Source organism: Alkalicoccus halolimnae, from assembly GCF_008014775.2.
Lineage (GTDB): Bacteria > Bacillota > Bacilli > Bacillales > Salisediminibacteriaceae > Alkalicoccus > Alkalicoccus halolimnae.
Genome location: NZ_CP144914.1, coordinates 1,621,642 through 1,639,940, shown reverse-complemented (window position 1 = coordinate 1,639,940; position 18,299 = coordinate 1,621,642). Strand labels below are relative to the sequence as shown.

Sequence of the window (18,299 nt, the reverse complement as noted above, 5' to 3'; positions counted from 1 at the left end):
TCCTCCAAGTGCGGGCGATTAAACAGGGGGCTTTTCATAAGCCTCTTTCACCGCTTGTTTAATATCGTCCTGTGCAAATTCAGATTCTCCATCTGTAGTTAAATACATTAAAAATTCTATATTACCTTCTCCTCCTCGAATAGGAGAAGGAATAATATTTTTTACTGCGAATCCGGTTTTTTCGGAGAAAAGAAGCATATCTTGAAGTACACGTTTATGAACTTCCGGATCCCGAACAATCCCTTTTCTGCCAACATCGTCCCTGCCTGCTTCAAACTGGGGTTTTATTAATGCAGATACTTCGCCGCCCTCAGAAAGAACTTCTTTAACAACTGGCAGGATAAGACGGAGTGAAATAAAAGAAACATCTATCGTTACGAATTCAGGAGCACCCGATGAGAAATCTTCAGGCGTACAGTATCTGAAGTTGGTCCGCTCCATTACGATTACCTGCTCATGCTGGCGCATTTTCCATGCAAGCTGGTTATAACCTACATCAAGTGCATAGACAAGCCTGGCACCGTGCTGAAGAGCGCAATCAGTGAATCCGCCGGTTGAAGCTCCAATGTCGAGAACAATTTTTCCTGAAAGGGAAAGAGCGAATATTTCTATTGCTCTCTTGAGTTTAAGTCCGCCTCTGCTTACATAGGGGAGTACGTTGCCTTTTAAAGTGATTTCTGCTTCAACAGGAACTTTTGCACCGGCTTTATCTACTCTTTCGCCATTTGCCAGAACAAGTCCTGCCATGATGGTTCTTTTAGCTTTTTCACGTGTTTCTATTAATCCTTTTTCGACAAGAAGGATATCAATACGTTCTTTTTTCATCATCTAGGCACGCTGCTGCTTTATCGGAACCATATTTTGAACCGTTCTGGCAGCATTTTCCGCAGTCAGGCCGATTTCTTCCAGGAGATCAGGCACCCCGCCGTGCTCAATATACCAGTCTGGAATTCCCATTCTTTCAACAACGACTGAATGATAGGCATTTTCATGGAAATACTCGAGTATGGAGCTGCCGAAACCACCAAGCAGGGCGTGTTCTTCCAATGTGAGAATAGGAATCTGCTTATCTGCCAATGCCTCTAATTTGTCTCCATCAAGCGGCTTTAGTGAACGGGCATTTACTACTTCGGCTTTTATCCCTTTCTTGGCAAGAAGTTCCGCTGCCTGCCTTGCTACAGGAATCATCGTACCAAAAGCAAGTATAGCAGCGTCTTTTCCTTCTGTTTCGGTTTCCCATTTACCGATAGGGAGAGAGTGGAGTGTTTCATCCATTGTTACACCAAGTCCACCTCCGCGGGGATAGCGGACAGCAATTGGACCATCGTCGTATTGGACAGCTGTATAAAGCATATGCTGAAACTCATTTTCATCTTTTGGAGCCATCAGCTTAATATTAGGAAGGTGCCTCATGTAGGAAATATCGAATACTCCCTGATGAGTTTCCCCATCTGCGCCAACCAGGCCGGCTCTGTCGATGGCAAAAACCACATTAAGGTTCTGACGGCATACGTCATGAACCAGCTGGTCATAGCCGCGCTGAAGAAAGGTCGAGTAAATTGCCAGAACCGGTTTCATGCCCTGGGTCGCCAGTCCGGCTGACATCGTGGTGGCATGCTGTTCGGCTATCCCTACATCAAACATGCGCTCTGGAAATTCTAATGCGAATTTATCCAGTCCGCTTCCGTTTGGCATAGCTGGTGTTACAGCAACAATACGCTTATCATTACGAGCCATCGTTTTCATCGTTTCTGCAAATACCCCGCTGTAACTTGGAGGACCAGGCTTTTTCACTACTTCACCTGATTCTATTTTATAGGGGCCTAGACCGTGCCATGTTCCTTTGGCATCATTTTCTGCAGGTGCATAGCCTTTTCCTTTTTTAGTAACTACATGAATGATTATTGGACCTTTAGTTTTTTTAGCATACCTTATATTCGATTTCAAATCTGCAATGTCATGGCCATCAACCGGACCTAAATAAGTGAATCCCAGTTCTTCAAAAAACATTCCGGACACAAGCAGATATTTAAGACTGTCTTTCACCCGCTCTGCGGATGCAGCAAGCCGGCCTCCAAAAGCAGGCACTTTCTTAATGAGCATTTCCAGGTCGTCTTTTGCTTTCTGGTATTTTCCGGCAGTCCTCATTCTTCCGAGCATGTTGTGCAGAGCACCCACATTAGGCGCGATGGACATCTCATTATCATTTAAAATAACGGTCATATCTCTTTGTTCATGGCCGATGTGGTTAAGCGCTTCCAAAGCCATACCGCCGGTCAAAGCACCATCTCCGATAATCGGAATAATGTGCTCATCCGTTCCTTTTAAATCCCGTGCCAGCGTCATCCCCATTGCTCCGGAAAGAGAAGTAGAGCTGTGTCCTGTTTCCCAGGCATCATGAATCGATTCTGAACGTTTAGGAAAACCACAGAGGCCTTTATGCTGACGGAGCGTATCAAACTGTCCAGCACGTCCTGTTAGAATTTTGTGCACGTATGACTGATGACCTACATCAAATAGAAATTTGTCTTTCGGACTATTATACAACTGGTGAAGTACAAGTGTTAGTTCCACTACTCCAAGATTGGGCCCTAAATGACCTCCTGTAACAGAAAGTTTATCAATAAGAAACCCCCTGATATCTTCAGCTACTCCACTTAGTTGTTTATCATCCAGATCTTTTAGAAATGCCGGATCTTTCATATTGAGTACATCCAAAAGAAACCCTCACTTTCTGCCTTTAGATTTCTGGCGCTTTAGCTTTTTATCCTTAAAAATAGTTATCTTCAATTTTACCTCTAACATATGAAATAATCTACCCACACGGTATATGATCTCAGTGGAATATTTAATCGCAATCGTTTTACCTACAGATTTTCCGCCAACTGTAAGAGCAGCTACGATGCTGGTGAATATTACTGATATGATAAATTGACCTGTCGAACCTTCAGCGTGGCCAATCTGACCGGCAAATTGAATAACTACGTAGGCAGAGGCCGTACCACTTACCACCCCTGCAATATCTCCTATTACATCATTAGTGAAATTTGAAAATTTATCAGCATTTCTTGTAATCTGTACAGCCTGTCTCGCCCCTGGGACTTTTTCAGCTGCCATAGCATTGAATGGCCTCTCACTGGCTGCTGTTGATGCTACCCCTATAGTATCTGATATTACCCCTAACAGCACAATAAGAAACACGATGACCATGCCGATTCCCCAGGCGACACCACTGAGTATTGCAGTGGAAACTACAGAAAAAATAGCCGCTAGCACGAGTGTGATAACGGCGATCATCCAGCTCCATCTTAAAGACTGTTTTAAAGAATTTTTCATAATCTGCTTCCCGGCTTCCTTCGGCTGGCTGCCGAAAATATATGTATGGTGAGTGGTCATTAAAAGAGTAAAGACTGCGCCTTAGGTCCAGTAGGTTTTCCCAGTCAGGTACCGCAGCGTCGCCGCTGCGACGGTTTCCCTTTAAACCTGACTCGGTGCTGTTACCATACACCGGACTGGATTACCACTTAGTACACACTATAATCCTCTTTTAATGTCGTGTGGAACAGTCTAGGGGTTTTCCCCGGCAGTTCACACCGTTCTCTATCCTCTTTTGCAGAGCTGATTTCATACGATTAGGCTAACCGTAATCCCCTCAGACTCCACTCAAGGCAGGCTACGCTGCCCACGAGTTTCCCTACTCGCAAGGCAGGTTCATACCCGTGAACACAGCGACATTGGGTGTGCACCGTGCTCACGGGCCTCCGCGGCTGCAGGGTCATCGCCCACATGCCTTTGTGGATCGCCCTACAGCCTTTACTCCCAGTAGTGACCCAAAGCTGGGCGCCTCAAGCCACTACTAGGAACTTCATCGATGTGCCCTTTAGCGGATTTTTAGGCCCGCTTTCGAAAACGTAGAACCGACTAGAATACTGCACCACTCACCTTAAGTATTATAGCATGAATAAAGAAGTACGGACAATCCATACGTTACTGTGAACGGTCACCTATATAGGAAGCAAGCTGCCGTAGAATATCCGTATCTGCATTCAGACTGTCCAGTTCCTTAACTGCAGATTCAGTATGCCATTTCAGGCGTGCTTTAGCACCTTGCAGACCAAGCAGACGGACGTAAGTATTTTTATCGTTTCCTTCATCACTTCCGACCGGTTTCCCAATTATTTTTTCGTCCCCTTCAACGTCCAGCAGATCATCTTTTATTTGAAAAGAGAGACCTATGTGTTTTCCGAAACGGCACAGGCATTCCTGCTCCTTCGCCTCGGCTCCTGCTATTACTGCTCCTATCTGCAGGGAAACAGCAAGAAGATCACCGGTTTTATGACGATGAATTTCTTCCAGATCTTCAGCCGATAAATCTTTCCCTTCCCCGAGCATATCCGCCATCTGGCCACCAACCATACCGGACGCCCCTGCCGCGTTACTAAGGAGCTTTATTATGTCTACCTTCACTTTATCATCCAGAATATTATCGGAAGCTATCAATTCAAAACTGTGAGTTAACAGAGCATCGCCGGCAAGAATAGCAGTGGCATCTCCAAATACTTTGTGATTGGTCGGTTTACCACGCCGTAAATCGTCATTGTCCATAGCCGGCAGGTCGTCATGAATTAATGAATACGTGTGGATCATTTCGATAGCGGAAGCTGCCGAATCGCCATTTTGCTTATCCTGATTATAGCTTTCAAGAACAGCGTACAGGAGCATTGGCCTGACTCGCTTTCCACCGGCCTGTAAAGAGTAGATCATAGATTTTTTTAATTCTTCCGGAGCATCAATTCCGGCTACAATCGTATCAAACTTAGATTCTACCCGTTTTTTGTGATCCTTAATAAAAGTATTTAATAACTGCATATTGTTCACAATTACAGATCCTCCTCCGGGAGAGTTGATAATGTGCCATCTTCTGAAAGTACTTCTGTCATTTGTTTTTCAACTTTTTGGAGTCTTTCATGACAGTCTTTGGAAAGTTTCATGCCTTCCTGAAACATTTCTATAGCTTCTTCAAGAGGCACATCACCCTGCTCAAGCTTCTGAACGATTTCCTCCAGTTCGCGCATAGAATTTTCAAACGACGGGTTGGTTTTTTCTTCAGACATTATAACCCCTGCCTTTCTTCAGCATATAATTGTTTATCGACTTTGCAGTGAAGCGATCCATCCTGCAGACGTATATTAACTATCGATTTTTCCGGAGCCTCATCGACGGATTTTATTAAAGTGCCTTGTTCATTATAAGCAAGCGAATACCCCTTTTTCATTAATTGGAGGGGACTCAGCAGATCCAGTTTTGACATCTGCATGTCTAATTGCTGCCGTTTGTCTTTTACCGTCAAATTCATTGCACGTAACAGTTCGCTGTCAAGATTATTGATCTTTTCTTTCTGCACAGCCGCCTGAGTTTCCGGATGAACATTTATTATTCTCTCCTGCCAGGACTGCAGCCGTTTTTTCTGCTGATCAAGCGTATGGGACAGACTTCTGGCAAGTCTTTCCTGCATTTGATCAAGCTGTTGTTCCTTTTCTTCTATTAATTTACCCGGGTATCGGAATGCATATGAACTTTCCAACCTTTTCAAACGCTCCGAAGCCTGCTCGGTATATTCCTGCATTTTTCTTAGTAATCTTGCATGTCGTTCCGCTACGAAAGTTCTCATTTCCTGTATATCCGGAACGACCATTTCTGCAGCTGCTGTCGGGGTAGGAGCTCTCAGGTCGGCTGTGAAGTCACTTATCGTCATATCCGTCTCATGCCCGACAGCTGATACAATTGGAATATTAGCTTCAAATATTGCTTTTGCTACAACTTCTTCGTTAAATGCCCATAACTCTTCGAGAGACCCGCCGCCTCTGCCGACAATAAGCAGGTCGAATACGCCTGCCGAGTCTGCCTGCCTCACAGCTGCCGCTACAGAGTCCGCAGCGTGCGGGCCTTGGACAAGCACTGGAAGCAGGGTAACTTTAGCAAGCGGATAGCGCCTGCGGATCGTGGTGATAATATCTCTCACTGCAGCTCCAGTTGGAGAGGTAGCAACTGCAATATGCGAAGGAATACGAGGGAGCTTTTTTTTTGCGGACTCCTCAAAATAACCTGCCATGGAAAGTTTCTTTTTTAACTGCTCAAAAGCCATGTAAAGATTTCCAAGCCCGTCCGGCTGCATCTCTTTTACGTAAAACTGGTATTGACCGAAAGGTTCATATACGGAAACATCCCCTCTTACTAGAACGCTCATTCCGTTTTCCGGAACAAAAGTAAGCGATTTGTTGCTCCCGGCAAACATAACAGACTGAAGGCGGGACCGGTCATCTTTCAGGGTGAAATACATATGTCCCCGGCTGTGCTTTTTGAAATTTGAGATTTCTGCACGTATCCATACATTCTGCAGCGGAGCGGAAGTGTCCAGCAGTTTTTTTATTTTCACTGTAATGTCATATACTGACAAAAACTGTTCACTCACGCTATCCCTGCTTCCTGTTCAGTGATTTTTCAGCAGAATTCACCGTATTATAAAGAAGCATTGTAATAGTCATCGGACCGACTCCTCCTGGTACGGGAGTTAAAAAGGAGGCTTTTTCTTTTACATCGGTAAAATTGACATCGCCTACAAGTTTCCCCTCGGTGTTACGGTTAATCCCTACGTCAATTACAACCGCATCTTTTTTAATAAAAGTGCTGTCCAGAAAATTTTCTATGCCTACTGCTACAATTAATATATCTGCCTGCCTTGTTATCTCTTTCATATTTCTGGTACGGGAATGACAGTAGGTTACTGTTGCATTTTCATTTAATAGCAGCTGTCCAACGGGTTTACCAACTATATTGCTTCTGCCGATTATCACCGCATGACTGCCTTCCAGTTTAATGTTTTTTGATTTCAGCATATGTACAATACCGAACGGGGTGCAGGGTAGAAAGCTTTCCTTCCCTATCATCATCCGCCCGATATTTATTGGATGAAAACCATCCACATCTTTATCAGGAGAAATAGTTTCGATAATTTTATCTTCTGAAATATGTTCAGGTAAAGGAAGCTGCACTAAAATGCCGTGGATGTTTTCGTTCTTATTCAGTTTGTCAATTTTCTTCAGCAATTCCTGCTCTGTAATTTGAACTGATACTCTATCGACTTCAGAATGAATTCCTGCTTCACGGCAGGCTTTTTCTTTTCCTCTGACGTAGGAGGAAGAGGCAGGATCTTCTCCTACCAAGATAACCGCAAGTCCGGGAATAACGCCTCTGGCAGCAAGTTTTTCTGCTGCTTCTTTCACTTCAAGACGTGTCTGTGCCGCAAGTTCTTTTCCTGAAATAATTTCTGCACTCATCCGTAAAACATCTCCCTTGGTAGATAGGTTTAGTTTTCGTTCAAAGCTGAAGCAATTTTTGAAGTGACTCCGTTCACAAATTTTCCGGATTCCTCTTCTGCATTAAATCCTTTGGCCAGATCAATTGCTTCATTTATACTTACATTTACAGGGACATCCTCAATATATTTCATTTCATAGACGCACTGCCGCAGAATGGCTCTGTCTACTCTTGATAAACGTGAAAGAGTCCAGTGTTCCAAAGCATTGTTAATCAACTCATCAATTTCATGCTGATGGTCAAGTGTGCCTTTAACAAGGCTGCTTAAAAAGGAATCATTTCCTTCTCCCTCTTCCAGGGTCGCTTCTATTGCCTCATTAGGATTAACTCCCGTCATTTCAACCTGATATAAAGCCTGGACCGACTTAATTCTCGCAACTCTTCGATTCATGTTATCTTTCTCCTTTTCTCTGTAAAGCCAGTTCATTTCAATACTTCCTCATAATAGCACAGAACAAGGGCGGGTTGCACGAGTCTCCGGGAATGATTTATTTCAGAGTATTGGTAATTTTTAATGAATAAAAAAGAGCGTATTTCCTTAAAAAGCATTGTTTTCATAGGTCTGCGTTTCACTGTTTCCGATGTGAAATGAAAGAGAGAGGTGTCCACAAGAAAAAACGTAAACATTCTGAAATGCAGACTAAATTAATAAAGCCTCTATAGTCTATTCCCTAGGCTGCCTTGAAAATAAAGTAGATAAACGATAAACGTGCGCTTTCGCTTCCATGGGGGCACAGGGCCGGCCTCTGCTAATTCCGTCCTCCCTTCCATCGGGCGGAGCAGGTCTCGTCCTTCATCGTCGCCCCACGTTCTCTCCAGCATACGCTAAGAAATTCAACCCAGCATATGCCTTCTAATAACGAAGATCCTGTTTGATCATCCTTTATTCCTCCTGTATAAAGGGAAAGCTCCATTCCTATAGAAGGACATTTTCATCCATCATCGTGCAAAGATTTTGCATGAGTAACTCTGTTAAAGCTCCGGGCTCTTACGCATATAAAGGGTGCCGTTCTGTTCTTTATTGTTTACAGTCTGCTCCATGCCTTTAAAAGCCACAGCAACAGTGATAAGCAGATTGAGATAATTAGTTCATTTTAGATTTATTGTAATGTATATCTTTTTTACACCAAGTTTGCATAAGAGCCAAGCTTGAAGCGGAGTTTTCTACATATATTAACAAAAGGCTTTACACAGCTATTCCCTAAAACCATCTGGTAATGACAGAGCCTAAATAAAAAGTGGATATCCCAAGTTTTATGGGATATCCAACGAAAAGAGGGCTGCCTTCATTGAGTCAACTCCTGAGTTACTATTAATTTTCTTCAGAGGGTTCAGAAGGATTCTCTTTACCCTCAAACTCTACAGCCGTAACGTGAATGTTTACACTCAGAACATCGATGGCAGTCATCGTTTTTAACGTTTGAATAATGTTTTCCTGTACCTGTCTGCCAACTTCAGGAATAGAAGAGCCGTAATTCGTAACGAGATATACATCAAGAGAAAATCCCTCGTCGTCGAGCTCCGCCTTCACCCCTTTTCCATGAGTACTTTTTCTTCCGAGTCTTTCTGCCACTCCGGAAGCAAAATTGCCCCTTAGGTGAGCTACTCCTTCAATTTCAGAAGCGGCAAGACCAGCAATAATTTCTATTACATCCGGGGAAATTTCTACTTTCCCAAGATCGTTTTTATGCTGTGGCAGTTTGATTACATGATCTTCAGCCATATTACCCCTCCTTTTGTGGTTTGATCGGGTAATTTTCAAGGAAATTCGTATTAAAATCTCCGTTGCGGAATACTTCATGTTTAAAGAGCTGCTGATGAAATGGAATAGTCGTTTTCACCCCTTCTACCATGAACTCATCCAGAGCCCGCTGCATTTTAGAAACAGCCTCCTGTCTATCTGCCCCGTGAACGATAAGTTTGGCAACCATAGAATCGTAATAAGGAGAGATTACGTAATTCGTGTAAGCTGCACTGTCAATTCTCACACCAGGACCGCCCGGAGGAAGGTAATAGGTGATTTTCCCAGGTGAAGGCATGAAATTTTTAAATGGATCTTCCGCATTGATACGGCATTCAATTGACCAGCCGTTGAATACTACATCTTCCTGCTTAATTGATAGTTTCTCACCAGAAGCAGCGAGGATTTGTTCTTTAATCAAATCAATTCCTGTGACCATTTCCGTTACGGGATGCTCCACTTGAATTCTCGTATTCATTTCCATAAAATAAAAGCGCTCATCGTTATGATCGAATATAAACTCTATTGTTCCTGCTCCAGTATAATCAACTGCTTCTGCAGCTTTTACAGCAGCTTCGCCCATCTTTGCTCTCACTTCAGGACTAACTGCCGGAGAAGGCGTCTCTTCCACAAGTTTCTGCAGTCTGCGCTGAATAGAACAGTCGCGCTCTCCAAGGTGTATAACGTTCCCGTGAGTATCGGCAAGTACTTGTATTTCCACGTGTCGAAAATCTTCAATATACTTCTCCAGATAGACTCCTGCGTTTCCGAAATTTGCTTTCGCTTCTTTTTGAGTAACAGATATACCTTTGTGCAGCTCTTCTTCCGTCCGGGCAACACGGATAGCTTTTCCGCCGCCTCCTGCTGTTGCCTTAATAATAACAGGATAACCAATTTCTTCCGCCAGTTTTAATCCATCTTCTGGAGAATCAATTAACCCTTTTGATCCTGGAACTACGGGTACACCTGCTTTTTCCATCGTCTGCCTGGCAACATCTTTTGTTCCCATCTGGCTGATAGCCTGTGCGCTTGGTCCAATAAATGTAATGTTGCATGCGTCACAGATCTCTGCAAAATCAGGATTTTCTGATAAAAATCCATAACCCGGGTGTATTCCGTCAGACTGCGTAAGCGTCGCGACACTCATGATATTAGTGAAATTCAGATAACTCTCTGCACTTGAGACAGGTCCTATACAATACGCTTCATCAGCAAGGCGTACATGAAGAGCCTCTTCATCTGCTGTAGAATACACCGCCACTGTTTCAATTCCCATTTCTTTACAGGCCCGAATAATGCGAACTGCAATTTCCCCGCGATTCGCTACTAATATTTTTTTCAGCATTGTCATCCCTCTATTCCGGCTTTACGAGAAACAGATCTTGGCCGTATTCAACAAGCTCCCCGTTTTCTACGAGAATATCTACTATTTCTCCATTTACTTCAGCCTCAATTTCATTCATCAATTTCATTGCTTCTACAATACATACTATACTTTCTTCGTTCACTTTATCGCCCTTTTTAATATAAGGCCCCGATTCAGGAGAAGGAGCTTCATAGAACGTGCCTACCATTGGAGAAGTTATCGTGTGGAAATTCTCATGATCGCTGCTTTCTTTCTTTTCCTTTGGATCTTCCTTCACTTCTGCAGCCTGCACAGGCGCTTCGTTTATTTCTTTAACTGGTGCAGCTGGTTCCTTAGAAGCGTTTTCCTGCTCCGGTTTAATCTGCACTGTATTTTGAGAGAATCCCTGTTTTTTCAACAGTACTTTGGCTCCATTCTGCTCATACTTGAATTCGTTAATGCTTGAATCATCAATTAATTTGATGAGTTCTCTTATTTCCTGGATCTTTAACATGCTGTTTTCACTCCCGTTATATAATATTTTATGTACATATTTTCTTTACCTATTAAAATAGTTATAAAATTTATGCTACCTTAAAACTCCATTTTTGAAAACCTTTTTTCCGGTAAAGCATTATTTAAAAAGGAATTTTTATGAAAAAAGTTTTCTTTTAAAGTGTGATGAACAGGCTGCCTCTTAATTGTTACCGCTTTCAATGTTTATTTGAAAAGAAGGGAAGTCCAATGACCTCCCTCTTAAAAGTCTTAATTACCTTCTTCTGTTTTAGGAATAGATTTATACTCCCTGAATACCGGAAAATCTGATAGATTGTCCGGTATCCTGCCATCTTCGATCAAAATAATCTTTACAATGTTTTTATTTCTAGCCATATGGTATTTTTCTCCATATTCATTCTCATTTGTATAGCGCTTTAAGCTTTGATAGTCTTCTTCCTGGATGGAAACCGGAGTTCCATCTGCTTCCTCGTCCACTTGCTTAAAGCCTACTTCAAACTCCACGATCTGGATTTTATCATTTTTTATATTTCTCGTTTGTTCTAAAACAGCTTTTGCACCTTCGGTTAATTCCGACCAATCCATTTTATACCTCCTGAGACCATATTAAGGTCTTTTTATTTACGCCCTTGATACGTACTTTCCTTCACGTGTGTCAATAACCAGCATATCTCCTTGATTCACAAAAAATGGAACCTGAACAGTAAGTCCTGTTTCTAGAGTGGCTGGCTTCGTGCCTCCTGAAGCTGTGTCTCCTTTTATTCCGGGTTCCGTTTCTGTAACTTCCAGTTCCACTGCCTGCGGAGGCTCGACTCCGAGAATTTCATGACCGTACATAAGTACACTGACTTCCATATTTTCCTTTAGAAACTTCAGCTGGCGCTCAATTTGTTTCGTCTGCAGCTCAATTTGTTCATAGGAACTCGTATCCATAAAAGCATGCGTATCACCGTTTGAATAAAGATAGGTCATTTTTGCGTTTTCAATGTGAGCTTTTTCCACTTTTTCGCCAGCCCGGAAAGTCTTTTCCTGAGTGTTGCCTGATCGAAGACTCCGTAGTTTAGAACGTACGAATGCCGCTCCTTTTCCGGGTTTTACATGTTGGAATTCCAGCACCTGCCAAATGTCATTATCCGTTTCAATCGTTAAACCTGTTTTAAAATCGTTTACTGATATCATTATTTCTACCTCCGATTTTTATTTAATCCAAAATGACCAGCTCTTTTGAAGAATGAGATAAAATCCTGCAGCCTGTTTCTGTAATAAGTACATCATCTTCGATTCTAGTGCCGCCGGTCCCGCTTACGTAAATACCCGGCTCTACCGTTACGACCATTCCCGGTTCAAGTTTCTGTTCACTTCGAAAGGAGAGCCCCGGCCCTTCATGCACTTCCATGCCCATGCCATGGCCGGTTGAATGACCGAAAAAGTCCCCATATCCTTGATCCTTGATATAATCTCTCGTTAAAGCATCTGCTTCAATACCGGTAATACCTGCTTTCAAACCATTTACACCACGGATCTGGGCTTCAAGAACTGTATTATAAATTTCCAGCAGCTTTTCGTCCGGCTTCCCTACCGCAACAGTTCTCGTTATGTCGGAGCAGTAGCCTTTATAATATGCCCCGAAATCCAGTGTTACAAGTTCCCCGCGCTCAATGGTTTTATCACTTGCTACACCGTGCGGGAGGGCTGAACGATAACCGGAAGCTACTATAATATCAAATGAAGAGGAATCGGCTCCCTGTTTCCTCATAAAAAACTCCAATTCATTTGCTACATCAATTTCTGTAACTCCTGGTTTAATGTAGTCCTGAATATGGGTGAAAGCTCTGTCAGCTATATTAACTGCTTCCTGTATGATATTAATTTCTTCTTCAGTTTTAATTAAACGCTGGTGTTCCACTAATCCTTCAACCGGTACAAGCTCCACATCAAGCTTCTCTTTGAATTTTTCGAATTCCCCATAAGTAATATGGTTTTTTTCAAATCCAAGACGCTTTATTCCTGCTTCTTTTACATGGGAAGATAACTCATCCATCATCGGTTGTTTGTGCTCGATGATTTTATATTCAGCAGCCTGCTTTTCAGCCTGTTCTGTATAGCGGAAGTCTGTAATAAGTTTAGCTTCTTTTTCTGTTATAAAAGCAGTACCGGCGGTTCCGCTGAATCCGGTCATATATCTTCGGTTATATGTACTCGATATGATAATTCCATCGATTCCGCTCTTTTTAAACATACTGCGGAGTTCATTTATTTTTGACATTCAAACGCCTCCTCTGAAATTTTTCTGATCAGCTGGAAAAACCGTTTCGTAACCAACAACTCCACGGCTCTTACATATTAGCAGGCATGGTGCCCAACGTGTATTTTATCATAAGCTCTCATTCTTGGATAGTTATGCCTGAAAGGAGATAAAATACGAGGTGTAATAAATAAAAATTAAGGGAAAAGAAAAGTACATCTTCTTAGAAGGTTTAACAGAATTAGTGTAGAATAGTACCTATAATGATATATTACAGGTTTGTCTTCAGCAAATGTAATCTGGAGGTGTAAACATATGGTCCGCAAACGTATTCATCCTGTCCTTTTCGTAGTCATTGGTCTGGCCGTCCTTGGAATAGGTGGGAAATTAATACAGGATCCCGGAGGCTTTATTACAAGTATCTTTGTTACTATCGGGATTATCACGTTATTTATTTTGTTATTCCGCCGTTTTATTCAGCCCCGGCTCATGCAGCAGCAATCCGGATTTAAGACTCCGGTAAAAAAGACCAGCAGATCTGCCGGCGCTGCTGCAGTGAAAAGCAAACCGAAACCGAAACGGAGCACAACTCCGTTAAAAACGGTCAAGCAGGAGAAGCGAAGTCCTAAACCACTTATCAAAAGACAGTCCGATGTGAAACTGACAGTTATCGAAGGTAAAAAGAACACAAAGAAAAAGAGCCGGGCACTGTTTTAAAGCTTGGCTCTTTTGTTGTATTAGTTTATTTTCAGCTTTGGGGAGGTAATGTCATGTCAGCTCCGGCCTTTTTCGTTAACACCTACTCTCAGATCTTATTTATCGGCTGGTTGATCACAGCCGGAGCGGTTTACTGGGGCTTAAATAAAAGAGCTGGGTTCCAACTGCTGTATTTAACTATCCTATCTTTATCAATCGGGTACATTATAGTAATTTATTTCCCTTACCTTTTTTTAAGTAATCAGGCAGTAGCCGTGACTCATCCTCATGTGCAGGCCAGCGTAACTCTATTTGCGTTTCTAATCCCTCTCTGTAAACGTAAATATGAAGTGGTTTTAACAATCGCCGCCCCACTGCTTATAAGCCTGCTCTATTTAACGATGAATACATCGGTTTATTCGATCACAGGCGGTATCCTTATAGGCGGTTTTATCAGCTACACGTATTATCGGAGCCTTGATTGGCTTGGAAGTATGCCGGATGCTTATTTGTTTTCTTTTGCCATCATTCTGCCTGTTTTTATCTCCGTGCTGATTTATCCAGAAGAATTCTTTTTACTGCTTCCCGGGCTGCTTCTCGGCATTGGTGTAGGTGCCTCTTTGGAACAGTACAAAATAAGACTGGAACTTGCCAGAACACAAAGAGGTGCAAAAGTGTTTGCATTCATCACCGGCTCGCTGGGAATAGTTTTTTGTTTTGCAGCTATACGTCCGACTTTCCAAATATTTGTGCTTGGCGAGCTGATTACAGGTGTCTTTACCGGCTTATGGATCACCCTATTTCTTCCATTTATTTTAATAGTAGCTGATGTTTATGAACGCCATGGAAGGTATGAACAAATTGTAAATTAAGCAGACAGGAGGACGGCCGAATAAACCGGCCGTCCTCCTGTCTGCTTAATTTTAAGATTAAAAGCAGCTGAGGTTATCTAACTCAAGAAAAAGTGTTTCGTCTTAAACTGATATAGATGTGACAATCGAAGCTGCTTCTTAGATGAGCAGAATTAAGGATTATCGTTTTTCTGCTGAACGTTGCGGAGATCATTCAGTCTGCTGCTGTCTTCTTCAAAATACTGCACAAGATCTCCGATACGGTCTATTGCTTCCCAGCTCAAATGATGTTCAATTCCCTCGACATCTTTATATATTCTCTTATCATCGACACCTATCATTCTCATGAACTCCTCCAGAAGTTCATGACGAAAAACCAGTCTCTTCCCAATTTTTTTACCTTTTGAGGTTAAGACCAGACCCCGGTACTTTTCGTAAATTAAGTATTCTTCTGCATCCAGTTTCTGAACCATTTTTGTAACTGAAGAAGGATGAACCTCCAGAGCTCCAGCTATATCGGAAACTCTTGCATATCCTTTTTCGTCTATCAGTTGGTATATTCTTTCGAGATAATCTTCCATACTCGGTGTCGGCATAAATATCCTCCAGACATTCCGGACTGAAGCCGGAATCATTAAATGTGCATGTTTATTTTAGCACATTAATACAACCTTTTCCATGCTCTTCCTAGTCATCAAGTAAAGCATTTGAAAACAGCTTGTAAATGAAGACTACGCTGTGACTTACACACAAAAACAAAAGCCTCTGAATCTGCCCGGAGGCATTCAGAGGCTAATAAATTCATAAAAGATTTATAATCCGCATTTTAACTGAGCGCTGCAGTTCGTGCATGTGTTGCAACCTCCAATATCTTCTACAGTCCCCTGACGGCAGACTGGACAAGTGTCCCCTACTTCACTGCCGAAATTAACTGACGTACTTCTTAAATCTGCAATCGTATCAACCAGTACGACAGGATGATTTGTTTCTCCCTTTTCTTCTCCTCCAGTTAAATCTACAGCATAGTTATCGTTTTCTTCCGCCTTCAGAGTAAGAACCTGAGCATCTCTGCTTCCATCGACGTAAACAGTTCCACCCTTTGCTCCTCCTTTATAAAGCCTTTCATAAACGGATTTTACCTGATCCACTGTGTAACCTTTTGGAGCATTTACTGTTTTACTAAGCGAGCTGTCTACCCACTTTTGAATGACACACTGTACATCTGCATGTGCTTCCGGAGTCAGATCCATACTCGAAATAAACCATTCGGGAAGATTGTCAGGATCCTGCTCCGGATGACGCTCCAAATAACGCTGCAGAATAGCTGCCTTCACTTCTATAAACTTACCTAGACGGCCGCTTCTGTAGTAAGAAAAAGAAAAGTAAGGTTCCAGTCCCGTCGAAACGCCTACCATCGTTCCCGTAGAACCAGTAGGAGCTACCGTAAGAAGATGGGAATTTCTAATACCGTGTTTCCGCACTCCTTCGAGTATGTCTTCCGGCATTTTTTTCATATAGCCTGTCTCTGTATAGCGCAGGCGCAGGTGCTCTGTTTCTGCATCGTTCGTACCTTCCAGGAAAGGGAAACTTCCTTTCTCACCTGCAAGTTCAATAGACGTTCGGTAAGCTGTTGTAGCAATCGTTTCAAAGATTTTATCGACCAGTTTGTTGCCTTCTTCGGACCCGTATGTTGTTTCTGTCTCAATAAGCAGATCGTGCAGACCCATTACACCAAGTCCTACACGACGTTCGCCGAGAGCCTGCCTTGTGTTTTCTTCCAGAAAGTACGGAGTGGCATCGATCACATTGTCCTGCATCCGCACACCGACTGCCACCGTTTCTGCCAGCTTCTCAAAGTCCACTTCTTTCTTGTTTAAATCTGCCATTTCAGAGAGGTTTACTGCCGCGAGATTGCAGACGGAATAAGGTGCAAGAGGCTGTTCACCACAAGGGTTGGTAGCCACTACTTTTTGTCCGTAAGCACTTGCGTTTGTCATTTCATTCGCATTGTCGATAAAAAAGATGCCCGGCTCAGCAGAATATGTGGCGCAGATGTTAATTAAGTTCCAGAGTTCCTGTGCCCTTATTTTTCTGTATGTGCGGATACCAAAGCCGAGATTTTCCCACTCCCGAACGTCACCGTATTCCTGCCACTCTCTATTATAAGCTTCCATTTCAGAGGAAGAATAGTTTTCAACGTCCGGAAAACGCAGTTCATAATCTTCCCCGTTTTCAACGGCCTCCATAAAATCTTTCGTAATACAGACGGAAATATTAGCGCCTGTAAGAAATTCCGGATTATTCACCTCATATGTGCCGCCGTCCCGGAGTCTGCTCTCTGCATCCCGGATAACTTTAGGGTCAAAACCACCCTGGCCTTCAATGTGCTTGTAGTTAACAATGCTTTGATACATTGCCTCCTCCAGCTCCGTAAAAGGGGTAAATTTCAGCTTCTCCTGAATTAACAGTTTGATCTGCTCATCTTCAGTGTTTTCATACAGATACCTAAGAATCCTTGGATTCTGCATTTTTGATACAATAAATTCCAGAATATCCGGGTGCCAGTCAGCGAGCATGATCATCTGTGCGCCTCGTCTGGATCCTCCCTGCTCGACGAGATGAGTAAGCTTCGCTATGTCATCCAGCCAGGAAACTGATCCGGATGATTTCCCGTTCACTCCTCTGGCCAGTGCATTTCTCGGGCGGAGTGTTGAACCATTCGTTCCCACGCCTCCACCACGGCTCATAATTTCCATCACCTGCTTGCGATGATCTGAAATTCCTTCTCTGGAGTCCGCCACAAAAGGCATTACATAGCAGTTGAAATAGGTTACATCTGTTTCAGCTCCCGCACCATAAAGCACCCGGCCTGCAGGAACAAAGTTCATGTTGACAAGCTCATTATAAAATTTCCCGAACCATTCCTGTCTTTTTTCCTGAGTGGATTCGACTGAAGAAAGACCTGCAGCATTTCGTTTTGCAATCTGTTCATAGTAAACTTCAAGAGGTTTGTCGATTGTAGCAAGCGGCCTCTCCACAATTCCCGTTTTTTTCTCTTCCGGGTTGTCCAGAACTCCGTGAAACTCTTCTTCAACTGCAATTTTAGCAGTCGCATTTTCCCAGTTCACTTCCGTTACAAATCCATAGCCCCTTGCAGGGAATTTAGGATCGGATTTAACTGTTAAAACAACAAAATCTCCTGCTTTCAGCGTTTTTTTCTCCGTGTCTTTAAACGTATACCTGTCAAGCATTACCAGCCGGGAAACCCCGCTTTGATTTTTGTGCATCTCCGGAGTAACAGGATACACCTGGGGAAATAGTTCAATATCTTTGTTCAGCTGATCTACATTAATTTGTTTGTTGGACATAAAGGTAGTCACAGGCCTCGCTCCTTTTTCTTTAAATACTACTGATTTTCGTAAAAAATAAGGAAGCCCTGCTCAGGCTTCTTTATTAATCCAGTTTACATCTGGCACTATATATTGTGTTTGCATTTAAAACAAGCTCTATATATAGTTTATCTAGTGA

Annotated in this window: 18 protein-coding genes; 2 read left to right on the top strand and 16 right to left on the bottom strand. The window is 42.7% G+C overall.

Translation table 11 applies throughout. From position 1 onward, the window contains the following. Positions 1 to 18: 18 nt before the first annotated feature. The 14 genes from FTX54_RS07445 to FTX54_RS07380 form a co-directional block, all read right to left on the bottom strand. Positions 19 to 828 carry a TlyA family RNA methyltransferase gene (locus FTX54_RS07445; protein WP_147802864.1) on the bottom strand — a complete coding sequence of 270 codons (810 nt, stop codon included), beginning with the start codon at positions 826 to 828 and terminating at the stop codon, positions 19 to 21. Next, the gene (dxs, locus tag FTX54_RS07440; protein ID WP_422387421.1) at positions 829 to 2,703 is read right to left on the bottom strand and encodes a 1-deoxy-D-xylulose-5-phosphate synthase; all 1,875 of its coding nucleotides are present in this window, start codon (positions 2,701 to 2,703) and stop codon (positions 829 to 831) included. Positions 2,704 to 2,727: 24 nt separating this feature from the next. Next, positions 2,728 to 3,336, bottom strand: coding sequence for a hypothetical protein (locus FTX54_RS07435; protein ID WP_147803128.1), 609 nt, complete (start codon positions 3,334 to 3,336; stop codon positions 2,728 to 2,730). Positions 3,337 to 3,987: 651 nt separating this feature from the next. Beyond that, positions 3,988 to 4,869: a polyprenyl synthetase family protein gene (locus tag FTX54_RS07430; protein WP_147803129.1), complete on the bottom strand. Its 882-nt coding sequence runs from the start codon at positions 4,867 to 4,869 to the stop codon at positions 3,988 to 3,990. Positions 4,870 to 4,880: 11 nt separating this feature from the next. After that, positions 4,881 to 5,114: an exodeoxyribonuclease VII small subunit gene (locus FTX54_RS07425; protein WP_147802866.1), complete on the bottom strand. Its 234-nt coding sequence runs from the start codon at positions 5,112 to 5,114 to the stop codon at positions 4,881 to 4,883. Then, positions 5,114 to 6,472 carry an exodeoxyribonuclease VII large subunit gene (xseA, locus tag FTX54_RS07420; protein ID WP_147802867.1) on the bottom strand — a complete coding sequence of 453 codons (1,359 nt, stop codon included), beginning with the start codon at positions 6,470 to 6,472 and terminating at the stop codon, positions 5,114 to 5,116. The genes FTX54_RS07425 and xseA overlap by 1 nt, the downstream gene beginning before the upstream one ends. A 1-nt stretch (position 6,473) precedes the next feature. Beyond that, positions 6,474 to 7,337: a bifunctional methylenetetrahydrofolate dehydrogenase/methenyltetrahydrofolate cyclohydrolase FolD gene (gene folD, locus FTX54_RS07415; RefSeq protein ID WP_147802868.1), complete on the bottom strand. Its 864-nt coding sequence runs from the start codon at positions 7,335 to 7,337 to the stop codon at positions 6,474 to 6,476. A gap of 29 nt (positions 7,338 to 7,366) precedes the next feature. Then, the gene (gene nusB, locus FTX54_RS07410; protein ID WP_147802869.1) at positions 7,367 to 7,768 is read right to left on the bottom strand and encodes a transcription antitermination factor NusB; all 402 of its coding nucleotides are present in this window, start codon (positions 7,766 to 7,768) and stop codon (positions 7,367 to 7,369) included. 921 nt (positions 7,769 to 8,689) lie between these two features. Next, positions 8,690 to 9,100, bottom strand: coding sequence for an Asp23/Gls24 family envelope stress response protein (locus tag FTX54_RS07405; RefSeq protein ID WP_147802870.1), 411 nt, complete (start codon positions 9,098 to 9,100; stop codon positions 8,690 to 8,692). 1 nt (position 9,101) lies between these two features. Then, a complete protein-coding gene (gene accC / locus FTX54_RS07400; protein WP_147802871.1) occupies positions 9,102 to 10,463 on the bottom strand; it encodes an acetyl-CoA carboxylase biotin carboxylase subunit in 1,362 nt (453 codons plus the stop codon). Between the two features lie 10 nt (positions 10,464 to 10,473). After that, positions 10,474 to 10,977 carry an acetyl-CoA carboxylase biotin carboxyl carrier protein gene (gene accB / locus FTX54_RS07395; RefSeq protein WP_147802872.1) on the bottom strand — a complete coding sequence of 168 codons (504 nt, stop codon included), beginning with the start codon at positions 10,975 to 10,977 and terminating at the stop codon, positions 10,474 to 10,476. A gap of 251 nt (positions 10,978 to 11,228) precedes the next feature. Further along, positions 11,229 to 11,564, bottom strand: a complete 336-nt coding sequence (locus FTX54_RS07390; protein ID WP_147802873.1) for a hypothetical protein — start codon at positions 11,562 to 11,564, stop codon at positions 11,229 to 11,231. A 36-nt stretch (positions 11,565 to 11,600) separates the two neighbouring features. Next, positions 11,601 to 12,158, bottom strand: coding sequence for an elongation factor P (gene efp, locus FTX54_RS07385; RefSeq protein ID WP_147802874.1), 558 nt, complete (start codon positions 12,156 to 12,158; stop codon positions 11,601 to 11,603). Between the two features lie 22 nt (positions 12,159 to 12,180). Then, positions 12,181 to 13,245, bottom strand: coding sequence for a M24 family metallopeptidase (locus FTX54_RS07380; RefSeq protein ID WP_147802875.1), 1,065 nt, complete (start codon positions 13,243 to 13,245; stop codon positions 12,181 to 12,183). Between the two features lie 294 nt (positions 13,246 to 13,539). Here FTX54_RS07380 and FTX54_RS07375 point away from each other — a divergent pair, with 294 nt between their 5' ends. Continuing rightward, positions 13,540 to 13,941 (top strand): SA1362 family protein, encoded by a 402-nt coding sequence (locus tag FTX54_RS07375; RefSeq protein WP_147802876.1) that lies wholly within the window; start codon positions 13,540 to 13,542, stop codon positions 13,939 to 13,941. A 53-nt stretch (positions 13,942 to 13,994) separates the two neighbouring features. Continuing rightward, entirely contained in the window at positions 13,995 to 14,792 is a 798-nt protein-coding gene (locus FTX54_RS07370; RefSeq protein WP_147802877.1) for a hypothetical protein, read from the top strand. Positions 14,793 to 14,944: 152 nt separating this feature from the next. Here FTX54_RS07370 and mntR read toward each other — a convergent pair whose 3' ends face one another. After that, a complete protein-coding gene (mntR, locus tag FTX54_RS07365) occupies positions 14,945 to 15,367 on the bottom strand; it encodes a transcriptional regulator MntR (protein WP_147802878.1) in 423 nt (140 codons plus the stop codon). Positions 15,368 to 15,583: 216 nt separating this feature from the next. After that, the gene (locus FTX54_RS07360; protein WP_147803130.1) at positions 15,584 to 18,139 is read right to left on the bottom strand and encodes a vitamin B12-dependent ribonucleotide reductase; all 2,556 of its coding nucleotides are present in this window, start codon (positions 18,137 to 18,139) and stop codon (positions 15,584 to 15,586) included. Between the last annotated feature and the right edge of the window lie 160 nt (positions 18,140 to 18,299).

What these genes read in the sequence shown, in the direction of transcription:
- FTX54_RS07445 (WP_147802864.1), bottom strand. Translation starts at nt 828, where the DNA reads ATGATGAAAAAAGAACGTATTGATATCCTTCTTGTCGAAAAAGGATTA.
- dxs (WP_422387421.1), bottom strand. Translation starts at nt 2,703, where the DNA reads ATGAAAGATCCGGCATTTCTAAAAGATCTGGATGATAAACAACTAAGT.
- FTX54_RS07435 (WP_147803128.1), bottom strand. Translation starts at nt 3,336, where the DNA reads ATGAAAAATTCTTTAAAACAGTCTTTAAGATGGAGCTGGATGATCGCC.
- FTX54_RS07430 (WP_147803129.1), bottom strand. Translation starts at nt 4,869, where the DNA reads ATGCAGTTATTAAATACTTTTATTAAGGATCACAAAAAACGGGTAGAA.
- FTX54_RS07425 (WP_147802866.1), bottom strand. Translation starts at nt 5,114, where the DNA reads ATGTCTGAAGAAAAAACCAACCCGTCGTTTGAAAATTCTATGCGCGAA.
- folD (WP_147802868.1), bottom strand. Translation starts at nt 7,337, where the DNA reads ATGAGTGCAGAAATTATTTCAGGAAAAGAACTTGCGGCACAGACACGT.
- nusB (WP_147802869.1), bottom strand. Translation starts at nt 7,768, where the DNA reads ATGAATCGAAGAGTTGCGAGAATTAAGTCGGTCCAGGCTTTATATCAG.
- FTX54_RS07405 (WP_147802870.1), bottom strand. Translation starts at nt 9,100, where the DNA reads ATGGCTGAAGATCATGTAATCAAACTGCCACAGCATAAAAACGATCTT.
- accC (WP_147802871.1), bottom strand. Translation starts at nt 10,463, where the DNA reads ATGCTGAAAAAAATATTAGTAGCGAATCGCGGGGAAATTGCAGTTCGC.
- accB (WP_147802872.1), bottom strand. Translation starts at nt 10,977, where the DNA reads ATGTTAAAGATCCAGGAAATAAGAGAACTCATCAAATTAATTGATGAT.
- FTX54_RS07390 (WP_147802873.1), bottom strand. Translation starts at nt 11,564, where the DNA reads ATGGATTGGTCGGAATTAACCGAAGGTGCAAAAGCTGTTTTAGAACAA.
- efp (WP_147802874.1), bottom strand. Translation starts at nt 12,158, where the DNA reads ATGATATCAGTAAACGATTTTAAAACAGGTTTAACGATTGAAACGGAT.
- FTX54_RS07380 (WP_147802875.1), bottom strand. Translation starts at nt 13,245, where the DNA reads ATGTCAAAAATAAATGAACTCCGCAGTATGTTTAAAAAGAGCGGAATC.
- FTX54_RS07375 (WP_147802876.1), top strand. Translation starts at nt 13,540, where the DNA reads ATGGTCCGCAAACGTATTCATCCTGTCCTTTTCGTAGTCATTGGTCTG.
- FTX54_RS07370 (WP_147802877.1), top strand. Translation starts at nt 13,995, where the DNA reads ATGTCAGCTCCGGCCTTTTTCGTTAACACCTACTCTCAGATCTTATTT.
- mntR (WP_147802878.1), bottom strand. Translation starts at nt 15,367, where the DNA reads ATGCCGACACCGAGTATGGAAGATTATCTCGAAAGAATATACCAACTG.
- FTX54_RS07360 (WP_147803130.1), bottom strand. Translation starts at nt 18,139, where the DNA reads ATGTCCAACAAACAAATTAATGTAGATCAGCTGAACAAAGATATTGAA.